The sequence below is a fragment of the Nocardia nova NBRC 15556 genome (genome assembly GCF_001613005.1).
Classification (GTDB): domain Bacteria; phylum Actinomycetota; class Actinomycetes; order Mycobacteriales; family Mycobacteriaceae; genus Nocardia; species Nocardia nova.
The window spans coordinates 1-12127 of the sequence record NZ_BDBN01000150.1; the positions used below are offsets into that span (position 1 = coordinate 1).

General features: G+C 67.4%; 11 protein-coding genes. All 11 read left to right on the top strand.

The window, feature by feature from the left end; translation table 11 throughout:
* Window positions 1–516: 516 nt before the first annotated feature.
* Complete coding sequence (locus tag NN2_RS34605) at window positions 517–1128, top strand: hypothetical protein (RefSeq protein WP_063019381.1); 612 nt, start codon at window positions 517–519, stop codon at window positions 1126–1128.
* Window positions 1121–2827: a hypothetical protein gene (locus NN2_RS34610; protein ID WP_063019382.1), complete on the top strand. Its 1707-nt coding sequence runs from the start codon at window positions 1121–1123 to the stop codon at window positions 2825–2827. The genes NN2_RS34605 and NN2_RS34610 overlap by 8 nt, the downstream gene beginning before the upstream one ends.
* Before the next feature lie 15 nt (window positions 2828–2842).
* Entirely contained in the window at window positions 2843–3721 is an 879-nt protein-coding gene (locus NN2_RS34615; RefSeq protein WP_063019384.1) for a hypothetical protein, read from the top strand.
* A complete protein-coding gene (locus NN2_RS34620; protein ID WP_063019386.1) occupies window positions 3711–5435 on the top strand; it encodes an SF-assemblin family protein in 1725 nt (574 codons plus the stop codon). The genes NN2_RS34615 and NN2_RS34620 overlap by 11 nt, the downstream gene beginning before the upstream one ends.
* Before the next feature lie 29 nt (window positions 5436–5464).
* A complete protein-coding gene (locus tag NN2_RS34625) occupies window positions 5465–6961 on the top strand; it encodes a PPE domain-containing protein (protein WP_063019388.1) in 1497 nt (498 codons plus the stop codon).
* Window positions 6958–7302: a YbaB/EbfC family nucleoid-associated protein gene (locus NN2_RS34630; protein WP_051757257.1), complete on the top strand. Its 345-nt coding sequence runs from the start codon at window positions 6958–6960 to the stop codon at window positions 7300–7302. The genes NN2_RS34625 and NN2_RS34630 overlap by 4 nt, the downstream gene beginning before the upstream one ends.
* A complete protein-coding gene (locus NN2_RS34635; protein WP_063833838.1) occupies window positions 7299–8066 on the top strand; it encodes a hypothetical protein in 768 nt (255 codons plus the stop codon). Before NN2_RS34630 ends, NN2_RS34635 begins: the two co-directional genes overlap by 4 nt.
* A gap of 67 nt (window positions 8067–8133) precedes the next feature.
* Window positions 8134–8490: a hypothetical protein gene (locus NN2_RS34640; protein WP_063019390.1), complete on the top strand. Its 357-nt coding sequence runs from the start codon at window positions 8134–8136 to the stop codon at window positions 8488–8490.
* Window positions 8491–8509: 19 nt separating this feature from the next.
* Window positions 8510–8815 (top strand): hypothetical protein, encoded by a 306-nt coding sequence (locus NN2_RS34645; protein ID WP_063019392.1) that lies wholly within the window; start codon window positions 8510–8512, stop codon window positions 8813–8815.
* A 5-nt stretch (window positions 8816–8820) separates the two neighbouring features.
* A complete protein-coding gene (locus NN2_RS34650; protein WP_063019394.1) occupies window positions 8821–11367 on the top strand; it encodes a hypothetical protein in 2547 nt (848 codons plus the stop codon).
* Window positions 11368–11504: 137 nt separating this feature from the next.
* Window positions 11505–12127 (top strand): type VII secretion target (locus NN2_RS34655; protein WP_218022095.1); only part of this gene is annotated, 623 nt, incomplete at its 3' end.

A 12127-nucleotide genomic window follows, 5' to 3' on the forward strand; every position in this document is an offset into this window, starting at 1 on the left:
AGGCGGACGGCACGGATACTCCCGAGTTCTGTGGCGCAGACGTACCGTGCTGATCCGTCCAGGGAGAAGTGCTCGGCACCGTGGCTCTGGTTCCGCTCGAATCACGGTGCCGCCGAGGTGTTGTCCACGGTGTCGTCGGCGCCTCCGAACCGGATCCGGTGTCGGCATCCGGGGCGGTGGTAACGGGATCGGTGGAACCGTCGTTCACCACCGGCACTGGGCTCTCGATGCTGGTCACGCGCCATCCCCCAGGGCGACGAAGGCGAACGTGACCGGGCGCGCCGCGGCGGTGATCGACTGCAAAAGGGGCATCGGCACTCCTTCCGCATCGGTCCCAGCCGGTCCGCCACGGCGCACCGATTCGCCGGTGCGCGAGCTTCTCTCAATCCTCTCCGGTCCTGATCCGCACAGAATTCCCAACGCTGGGAATCGCTGAGAATGAGGGGGGATCGAACCGACGGCAGGACGGGGATCGCGGTATGAGTAGCAGTCGCTCCCGACCGGGTAGGTGACCCGATGAACCTGTTCGGTGCCATAGGTAAGGCTGCCGGCTGGGTCGGCAACCAGGTCGTGAACCACTGGGACGACATCGCGATCGGCGCGTTGACCGGCGTGGCCTTCGCGACCACCGGACCGATCGGCGCGGGCTTGGTCGGTGCTGCCGCCGGTGCGTTGCAGTCGGGAATCAAGGACGGGTGGAGCTGGAAGAACGTGGGAGCAGGCGCTGCGTTCGGTGCCGCCGGAGGCATGCTCGGTGGCGGTGTCAGCGGTTTCGGCGTCAAGGGCTTCATGCGGGCCGAGGGCGAGGCGGCGGCGAAGGCGATGGCCAAAGCGATCGCGAAAGCCGATGCCAAAGGCGCGGTGAAGGGCCAGGCGATCAAGGATGCCATGGCCTTCAACAAGACCGGATTCTGGAAGAACAAGCTGCCGACCTGGGCCGGCGCCGGGCACATGACCCCGGGTCGGTATTACTCCAGCGCGCTGGGCGCGAGCATGGGATCTTCGAATGCTCATTTCGCCTGGGACATGGGTAAGGACGCATGGACGATTATTCAAGGAGGTAAGAACGGCCCGGGGCAGATCCCGGTTGTAGACATAACGCCCGCGGAGGCGCTCAAGTATGTCTGACAAGATGCCGCGGATCTTCATGCCCGATCCGGAAAAGATGCCGGACGGCCTGACGTTTTCTCCGGGTCTTGTCCAGCAATACAAAACGCTGCCCGCCATGTATGTCTCGAGCTGGGCGGCATTCGGAGACGGAAGTGCTCTGGCTGCGCCGAAGACGGTTCCGGTCGGGAAGGTGTCCGGGGCAGAGAACGCCGGCATTGCGAATTACCAGCAGTGGGTGATCGCTCTTCAACATGCGTACGACCGACTGCTGGAACTCGACGCTACCGTGGCGAAGGCTGCTGACGACAGCCCGGAGCTGTGCCACGAGGGCCGGAGTGACTTGGCGAACGGCATCGATGGCTTGAAGGTCATGGCAAGTGTGGACCCCCGTGATGTGACGGTGCTGAAGGAGCTCATCGATAAACAGGTTCTGGACCCGAGCCTCGCCCAGGGGGGTAACGCAATTTCGGAGGACGATTACGTGATGGCGATCATCGACTCCGCGGTGAACACCGTCTCGGGCATCATGCAGGAAAAATCTCAGCAGTTCGCCGAACTCGGTTCGAAGGTCCGCAAACAGAACCCCGAGGATGCCGGCAAGACGACCGGACCCGGAGGCATCGACAAGCCCTCGCCTTCAGGAAAGAACACCGGCCCGAGCAACACCTTCACTTACACCGGCGACAACAGTCCCTACTCGGTGGTGGGAAACGAGAATTCACCCGCAGCTGCGCCGGTGTGGAACTGGGATACCTCGGGCAGTCCGTCCCTTTCGTCCCTCGCTCCGGTTACGGATTCGCCCGTTGCGCAGACCGCCGCTTCCAATGACGCGGGTCAGCCCATGCCGCTTGCCTCTGCTGAACCCTCGTCTCGGCATTCCCTGGCACCGGCCGCCGCCGCGCCCGCGTCGGCCGCCGCGAGTGCGCCGTACGGGATGCCTGCCTACGCCTTGCCGATGGCGCTGGCTGCCGCCAACCAACGCCGAGCGGCCGAAGCGGCACGCAGCGTTCCGGCCACGGCGGAGAACCCGTCGTCGACGGTAATCGCTCCAGCTGTCGGTGCTCCGCCGGCGGCGCCGGCCCAGGCTGCGGCGAGTCGTGCCGGCGCCGGCCCTGTTTCCGCGAACACCGCGTCGAATTCCGCTGCGAATGCGGCCAACTCGGCACCCGGCGCGTCGAATCAGTCGCCCACACCGACGCAGGCCGCCGCACCGGCGAAAGCCGGCGCGACACCGGTCAGCGTCGCCGTCGCGCGTGCCGACGACGGCAGCACCGTCTTCACTTTTCCGGACGGTCGTTCTCAGCGTGTCTCGATCGTCGTATCGAATGCTCTCACGGCGGCGTTCGGAAACGCGGCGACCACGGACGGTCGTGGTGCCTACGCCGCCACCCCCGCCAAGATTCCGGACGCGAATTCTCTTGGGACGCCGGCCGAACCGAATCAACTGACAACCGGGGATCTCGCGAGTTGGGATACCCAGCGGACCGCACTGGTAGTGGCCTTCCCGGAGGAGAACGGCGGAACACTCGAAGTGATCATCGAGGCCCAACTGCGTCCGTTCGATCCACATATGAGCGACAAGAGCGGAGACTTCGGGTCTTTCGCAGGTTTCTTCCACCCCGCCGGAATCGACATATCGGCTCCCTCGTCCAGCCCTGGGCTGTCGGCGACTCCGGTGGACCAGTCAACGCACGGACCGGCGACGGTACCCGCATAAGGAGTCGGACCATTCATGGGAATCGGGACCATTTTCAAGGCCGCCAACGAAGCCACCGGCGGCAAACTGGGCAGCGCGCTGCTCGGCGCAGCGGTCAACGGCGGTGCCGAATTCCTGCACTCGGCAGCCAGTGACGGCATCGGGAACATCGACTGGGGCCGCATCGGGATGGCCGGCGGGATCGGTGCGGCCGGCAGTCTCGCGGGCGATGCGGTTGCGGGGGGTATCAGCCGGAAGACAGGGCGGTCGGTGACCTCTGTCGGCACCGAGATCGAGACCCTGGGAGATAACCAGCTAGCGCTCGAAAAAGCCCTTCGAAACAAAGCGAAGGCCGACGCGAAGTACTACAAAAACTCTGGCTCGAATGTGGATCCCAAGCTGCGTGCCAAATCGCAGAAGGCCGACCAGGAGTTGGCTGACCAGCTCGGTGTTCCACTGACCGACGTGGCCGGGAAGAACAAATACAAGGCGTTGGAGAAGGAGGTCAAAGCCAGGGGGAAGACGGCAAACAAAGAAACGCAGGAGCTGGAGAATCGGAAGAAAGAGCTCGAAGCCAAGCAGAAGGGCTGGGCCAACAGCAAGGGCGCGAAGAACGCGGGCTGGAAGCGGAACTCGTTGCGGGCGGCGGGGATCGCGACAGCAACGGGCTTGAGCTGGCAGTCGCCACGCGGGGGCAGCGATTCGGGGGGATCCGACGGCGGCGGCGACAAACAGCCGGGCGGAAAGCCACCGGCCACGCAGCAGGTCACCCTCACCTGGGGCGGTAGCCAGTACATGGATTCTCCGGCGAAGGAACCTATTGCCCCCGATCCGGGCTACACGGCCACCGGTACGGGATTCCTGCTGTATCCGCAGGGTTTGAACGAGCAGATACGGCGCTGGTATGTCGGATGAGACCGAAGCCGAAACCGCCGACTCGCTGGCAGAGGCGCTGAGTACCAACGCGAAGCTCTTCGGTGAGCCCGAGAAGGGTAAGCCGGTGGCGGTGGTGAAGACGCCGACGCTGAAGCCGCAGGCGCTCCAGAAACTGCAGGGCCAATCGGATCTGCTGACCCAATACCGCTCCGCCGTGAGCAGCATGAATGCGAAAGCGGAGAGTTACGACGCTTCGCTGGAGAAGCTCGGCGCGAAGGTCGACGACGTGAAGAAGACCTCCAAGGACGGACTCAAACAACTGGGTGACCTCGTCAGCGGTATCAACTACAACGTCGCTTCGATCTCCTCGCTCGAGGAGGGGCAGGTGCTGGAGATCCAATTCATCGACATGATGGACCAGGCGTACTCCGAACTGATCGACACGGTGGATCCGGCTGCCGGACAGAACGAGGCCGCCGCCGATGCCATCAAATCCTGGGCGGCGGATTTCGAGAAGACCCAGCAGCAGCACGATGCCGCCATTCAGTCGGAACTGGACAGCGCAATGGCGAAGCTCAATGGCGGCGGTAACGGAGGTAATCCCGGCGACAACCCCGGTTTGAATCTCGGTGCCGACAACGGGCTGGAGAACCTCGGCAAGGACACCACCATCGACCCCAATACCGGACTGCCGACCGACAACACCTCCACGGCCGACGACGCCAAATCGAAGATCGACGATGCGATTCAGCAGATCAAGGATTCGGCGATGACACCGAACTCGTCGATGGCGAGCCCGGTCGAATCACCTTCGCTCGGTTCGGGTTTGGGCGGAATGATGGATCCGATGGGCATGGGGGGAATGGGCATGAACCCGTATATGAATCCGTACGGGATGGGTATGGGCATGGATCCCTACGGCTCGCTCGGGGACTCGCTGCGCAACCGGGCCGACGATCTGGATCCGAATCGGATCGATCGGGCGGTGCAGCCGCTGGCACAGGCGCAACCGCAGCAGCCCGCTCCGTCGACGCCGTGGTCGAATCAGAACAACGCCGCGCCGGTGTCGAATACCGCCGGCGGTCCGCCTCCGAACGCGACGTCCTCGCAGCCGGGCGGGACCACACCGCCGCCGCGGGTGCCGGGTTCGGACGGCATGATCGAATACGCCTTCCCGCCCGACTTCCAGCGGAAGCAGAAGGTGTCGCCCGTCGTCGCCCAGGCGCTGGACGCGGCCTTCGCCAATACCAAGGGCACGGACGCGAAGGCGGCCTATTCCGGCACCACGGCGAAGTGGTCGGACAACAAGCAGGTCGGCGCGCGGATCGATCCGAGCCAGTTGATGACCGGCGATGTCGCGCTGTGGGACAAGGACCACGCGGCGATCGTGGTCGCCTTCGGATCCGGTGATCCGAGCACCGCCGCCGCCGCGAATTTCACCGGTGCCGCGAGTTTCACCGGTGTGTCGGGCGGTTCCGGTGATCCCTCGGCCGGCTCGGGCGACACCTCGGCCGGTTCGGGTGACGGCAGTGATGCGCTGCAGGTGATCGTGTGCGGTGAGCTGAAGCGGTTCGATGCGCACATGTCCGATGTGGGTGGCGATTTCGGCGACTTCAGCGGGTTCGCGCACCCGGCCGGTATCGAGGGCACGGGCGCCGCGCACGGTGACGCCATGCCCGCGGTGCCGGCGCCGGGTGATCCGTCCGCCGGCGGTCCGACGATGTCGGCACTGGCCGGCACTCAGACGATCTGACGGCTGGAGGGTGAGAGGAGGTCGTAGCGTTGAATGTTGATCCGACGGAACTGGTTTCGGCGGCATCCGCCCTGGCCGATATGGCCCACAACAGCGGGTCCACCCTGCCCCGAGGCTGGGTGGTCCCCGCCGGAGCGGATCCGATTTCCGCGCAGGCGGTGCCACAGCTGAACGGCAGTGCGCAGGACCTGTACAACGGTGTGCTCGGGGCGTTGAACGAGGTGCATCGCACCGCCTGGAACATCGGCGCCGCCGCGGTGGACTACACCGAGGCCGACGAGCAGGCCGGGCGCGATATCGGCGGCGCGGGTTCGGATTTGCTGACAAATCCGGTGGCCGAGACTCCGCCGCACACACCGCGGTTCGCGCCGACCTTCCGATTGCCGGCCGTCGGCGCGGAGGTCGATCCGCTGACCTTCGCCCAGCAGTTGCATACCGGTCCGGGGCCGGGAGGCGCCGCCCGCTTCGCCGAAAACGTGCGGAACTACCTGTCGACCACGCATGCCGATGCCACCAGCGGTCTGGATCAGGCCGCGCTGCGCATGCAGCACTGGACACCGGTGGGATCGGCGGCTGCACAGCAACTCTCGAAACACCGCAGCTGGCTCGACCAGCTCGGATCCGCGCTGGGGGATCTGGCGGACAACGCCCAGAACTACGCCGACGCTTTCACCGCGGCGAAGGCCAAACATCCCACGCCCCAGGAGATCATCGCCGCCCGCAAGGAGCTGGTCTCGGCGATGCGCTCGAAGAACGAACTGGGCGTGCAGGATGCGCTGGCGAAGTTTCAGGAGCAGAACGCGCGCTCGGCCCAGACGGTCACCGACTACTCCACGGCGGTGAACTCGAAGGGGCCCTCGAAAGGCTCGGAAACCTCGGGCTCGCAGAGTGATTCGAGCGGTGGCGATATGAGCATGCTGGCCCAGATGCTGCCCACGATGATGAGCTCGCTGATGCAGGGCGGGATGATGTCGCAGCTGGGCCAGGGCGGCAGCACGGACTCGCTCGACGGGCTCGACGGCTCCGATTACGGCTACGACTACGGCAGCTACCCCGACTACGGCTCCGCCGGTGGCGGTTACGGCGGCGGTGGCGCGATGCCGATCGGGGACATCACCAGCGGGCTGGACAGCGGCTCCACGAGTACACCGACCGTCAGCGTCGGCCCGATGCCGATGGTGGCGTCGGCGTCGACGGCCGGGACCGCGGCGAGCAGCGCGTCGAATATGCCTCGCACACCGGTGATCGAGCCGCTGTCCTCCTCGGCGGCCGCGGCGGCCCGCGGCGCCGCCGGTGGGTCGCCGATGATGCCGTACATGCCGATGGCGCCCGGTATGGGCGGTGGCGGCGGCGGCAACGAACGCAACCGGGTCGTGGCATGGCATCCCGATCGGCTGATGTACGTCGACGACACCCCGCACACCGAGCAGGTCATCGGTGAGAAGCCGACCATCGCACCGACCGTCACACCCCCGACGCCGTCACCCGCCAACCAGACCCCGAGTCAATCCGGAGGTAGCGCATGAGTGGAATCCATCCCGACGTCCAAGCGGCTTTGGACGCCGCCCGCGAATTACGCCACAAGATCGCCGATCTGCGGGAACGTATCGACGCGATCCGAGCGCGGCGCCCCTCGCCGAGCGGTGCCGTCATCCCCGAGGTGGACGCGATGGGGCGGCTGACCGACCTGTACCTGGCACCCGGCACGGTCGACCGGTTCGAGGCCGATGAACTGGTCGCCGAGATCATGTCCGCCATCCGCGAGAGTTCGGCCGACGCCGGACGCCAGTACCAGGTGATCATGGATGCCGAGCCGGCGCCCGAGACCGAGGGTGTCGGTGGGCAACCGGTGGAGCAGCTGTCGTGACCGAACCCGCGGCGGTCACCGTCGCCGACACCGTGCGCTGGCTGCACGAGGAGGGCCTCGTGCGGCTGGCGGGGGTGGGCGAGCGCAGTCTGCACCCGATCGCGGCGTTCACCATCGACGTGGCGACCGGAATGGTGGGAGCTCATCCGGCTTCGGGCGCCAGCTCCGATGTGAGCACCTTCGCCGCCGACGATCTGCCCCATCCGGTCGGTTCGCCGAAGCGGCTCGTGATCGTCGGTGTCACCACCTCCGAGTCGATGCTGGTGGTGGATCTTGCTGCCGCCCTGACTATTTCGATCAACGCCGATCAGCCCGAGGCGGCCGCGCGGTCGTGGGTTCTGCAACTGCTGCTGAATCCGGAGATCACCATCTCCACCAACAGTGCCGAGGTGGCGATCGGTAACAGTCCACGCTGCCGCCGCTCGTTCATCCCGGGCGGCGGCGCGACGATCATCAATATCGACGATATGAATCCGCCGCTGACCACGGTGACGCTCAACGGAGCGGAGGGCCCGGACCATCTGGACGTCGAACCCGACGGAACGGGGGAGATGTATTTGGGCTCGCGATTCTGGTCGCTGCGTCAGGTGATGACGGTCGGCGACGCGGCCTGGAGCGAGTTGGTCGACCGGATGTCGGGAACCGGAGAACCACCGGCGGGTTCGAACGAGCCACCGCCCGCCGCGAGCGTCGCGCCACCCGCCGGCGCCGTCGCACCACCGCCGCGAGGTGCGCTCGCCCCTGAACTTTCGGAGGGCCGATGAGTCACACTGCGGTGCCTTCCCGTCGGGCCGACCGGGTGCAGGTGGCTCGCAAGACACAGGAGAACAGATGAACGACGATCTGGATTTCGACGACTACGACACCGAATCCGATGCACCGGCGCCGGATTGGAAGTCGATGACCTACGAGGTCTTCAATCCCGACCACAGCGTCGGCGTCGCATGCGACCGGGACGGCGAGGTGGTCGGTCTGCACCTGTCGGACGAGGCGCGCGACAACGGCGACAGCTGGCTCGCCAACGAGATTCTGCGACTGGCGCGGCTCGCGCATATGAAATCCCGCGTCGGGCTGCGCGCGGAGATGGAGTACAACGGCGCGCGGCCCTACACGGTGGACTCGTTCGATCTGCCGACCGAGGCGTCCTACCGGGCGATGGAGAGCGCCGAATTCGGCACCACGCTGTGACTACAGATAGGAGTCCGTCATGCTGGAGATGGACGATCAACAAAGCTCCATCAACGCGTCGGATCAGTTCCACGTCGCCGTCGCCACGAACACCCGACAGGCGTCACAGCGGTTCGAAAATCCGGCTACGCACTATCGCGCGGGCACGGGAGCGGAATTCGACGATCAGACGACGCAGATCTGCAATCGAGTCGGTGAGTGGATCAGCGACTTCGTAACCGCGCGCAACCGCCACAGCGATGGCACGAACGTTGCCGTGCGCGATGCCGTGAACGCCCTCTACGACGCGGATATCGATACCGGCGCCGGCGTGCGATCGGTCTGACGCGCATGGGTTCCGAGCACGGCAGCCCCTATTGGGAAACGATCGTCGGCAAGCATTGGCCCACGATTCCACCGTCGGATTGGTACAACCTCCAGACGATGGTTCGCGACGCCGCCGCGGCGATGGACCCCGAGGAGGCCGATCGTGCCCGGCGCCTGTTTTCCGAACGCGTTCCGTCCAGCGAAGGATTGGAGCCGGCCAAACGCGACATGCTGAACCAGCAGGACAGCTTGCGCAAGCTGGTGGATGCCCTGGTCGCCGCGTCCGATACCTTCGGGCAGATCGGCGACATCGACTATCGCACCCGGCATCGGATCCTCGACATCGTCGATCGTGCGGACGCCGATATCCGGCGGGTCCGGCAGCAGGAGACCGACAAGAACGGAAACGAGGACGAAGCCGCCGAACAGCGGCGGATCTCCGCGATCGTCCGAGAGGCTCGGGACGAGGTCGCCGACGTCGAGCGCAATGCGCTGAACATGTTGGGCCCCCAGGGTCTTCCGGAGCTCGCCTTGATCGCCGAATTGCTGGGCCGGCCGAATCCCTGGGCGCGGGACAACGGCCCGGGCGGCCCGGGACATCCGGGACGGCGGCAGGACGGTGGGCCCGGGGCCGGCGGCCGCCCCCGGTACCCCGGTGGTGGCTCGCACCATCAGATGCCTGGTCCGATGCACGATCCGATGCCGCGCTTCCCGTTCCTCCCCGGGATGGTCCGGCTCGATCCGGGGATGTTCTCTCATGTTCCACCGCCGTTCGAGGACATCGCGGATCGGTTGCGGGATCGGCTGTTCGGCGATCCGCCGGCCACGGTCGATCGCATGCCTGCCCCGTCGTCGGGCCCTCAGGACCAAGCGCCGAACGCGCCGGCTCCGACGGCACCGGTCGGCGGCGCGCCTGCTCCGGGGCAGAACTCCGCGTGGGCGCCCGCGGCTCCGAATCACGCCGGACCCGGCGAGAGCGGCGACCATGCCGTGGACGCCGCGCCGATGGCCGATTCCGGTGCCTCGCACGAGCCGGACGCCCCGGTCGCCGGGACCGCCTCGGACACACATGCCGGGCCCGCCGCCGGGCACGGCTCCGAGTCCGGGGGCGGTCATGACGAGAACGACTCCGGCGGAGGGCAATTCGGCCGCACGTCGCATCCGGACGACGAGACCGAACACGACGAGGCGGGACATCGTGCCGAGCTGGGCCCGATCGCTCCGATCGGCGCGCCGGGCCTCGCGGCGGGTGGGGTGATGTCGGCGCCACTGGTCATGCCCCAGCCCGGGGCGCTCGGTCCCGCCGTATCGGCCCCCGTCGATCGGATGAACGCGCCCGCGGCGCAGGCAACCCCGCCGCCGGCCGGTGCCGACACCCGCCCCGGATCGCCACCGGACTCGCGGATCTCCGCGCCCGGGGGGAAGGGGCCCATGGTCGGCAATCCACCCGGCCCACCCGGATCCCCCGTTGCGCCACCGGCGGCGAAAGCGATTCCCCCGCAGCGTATTCCGGGACAGTCCGGCAGCGACGAGGTCGTGCGGGATGCGGTCGGCGCGGCCATGGTGGCGGCGTCGGCCCCGGCCTTCGTACTCGGCGAACGTGTCGACGGCGACCTGGTGTTGGCCCGCAGCCTGCTGAGCAGTCTGCTCGCCGCGGCCGGGGATTCGGCGCTCGGTGTGGACTGGGCGGTGTCGGTGCTGCGTCATTCCGGCGGCGTGACCGCGTTCGTCACCTCCAACGAAGGGCGCGGGTGGCTGCCGGCCGGGCTGTATCTGCCGCGGGAATTGTCCACGCCGTGGGTATGGTCGGAGTCCGAGGGCAGTGGCTGGGAGGGCGTCGGCGATCCGGCGCGCATCCTGGCGGAATTCGGAATCGCCTGGGGCGCGAAGATCGGGGCGCGGCTCTCGGCGCTGGTTTCGTCGCAGCCGATCGACGGCGCGCTGAGTGCCCAGCTCGGTGCGGTTCCGACGGAGGGCTCGGTCGCGGCCGCGGCGGTGATGGATTTCGGTACGCCGGCCGCGGGTTTGGCCGACCGGCTCGAACTCGTGGGGTCGGCGCAGCTGGCCGAGCGCGTTGCCGCGACTCCTCCGGATCGCATCGCCGAGCGGTGTGTGGAATTGGCGCGCGACGGCCACGCCCGGGCCGCCGCACTGGGGCGGGCGCCGGATTCATTGGGAGCCGGGGCGATTCGCGCCGGCATTCTGCAGGCGATCGCGCAGCGCAAGGCGGTGCCGGAACCGCTGTGGGACGAACTGCGCGACGCCGACGCGCTGGTCGCAGCCTCGATGTTGCCGCTGCGCGCGGATGTGTCCCGCGTAGCGTTGGGCGAGCTGCGGTCCGAATCCGGCGCCCGGGGAGAGGCCGCGGTCCTGCGTGCGATGGTGTGCCAGCGACGCTGTGACGAACTGGTCCTGCTGCTCGCGGCCGAACCGACTCGCCAAACCTTGCGCGACGCCGTATACGCACATGCGCAACTGGCGGAATTGGCCGCGGCCCCGCCGGGACCGGATCCGGCGCCGCCGGGACCGCCTCGGACCTCGTCGGTCAGTGTCGGCCCCACGCGGCGGTGAGTGCCAGGGAGCGGTGGACCGTAGCCGGTCGGATGCCGTGCGCGGCCAGAACTTCCCTGCACTGGGAACAGCGCCCGGCAGTGGGGATTGTCCAGCGCCGACAATGATCTCGTCAGTGGCGGAAAGGATTGTGCGGCATGCCGGAGATGGAGATCGACCCTGCGGTGCTGCGTCAACTGGCAGAGCAACACCGTCAGGTCGCGCGCGAAACCCGGGAATGGGCGCAACCGCCTTACGATTGGCTCGCCAGCTTCATCCCCACGTACGGCAAGATCGCCCAGCCGGTCAAGGATGCCCTCGACGACTACTACGACGCCCGCAAACGGGCGGGTGACAAACTGGCGGACGACCACGACCACACCGCGGATCAGTTGATCGCCGCGGCCGAGTCCTATGAAAACGCCGACCACGGCATCGCATCGGATTTCCGCCGAGCGGGCGACGACATCGGCGGGCACGGGTCACCGCAGGGAACACCGGCGCACGCTGGGCCGAACGGCCATACCTTCGGCCCCGGCGACGGCCGCACGCCGGCGGGTATCTCGCCGCTCGGCACGTCGCCGCTCGACGGCGGTCCTTCGGTCACCGGTCCGCAGACGCCGGGCGCCGGTCAGCAACAGCCGGACGCGGCGGACCAATCGCCGGGCGCGACCGTCCCCGGCGTCGCCGCCGCCGCACCGGGAGCTGCCGCACCGATGGGCGCCGTGGACTCCACAGGCACCCAGGCCGGGTCCGGTTCCGGCGTCAACACCGGTGCGGC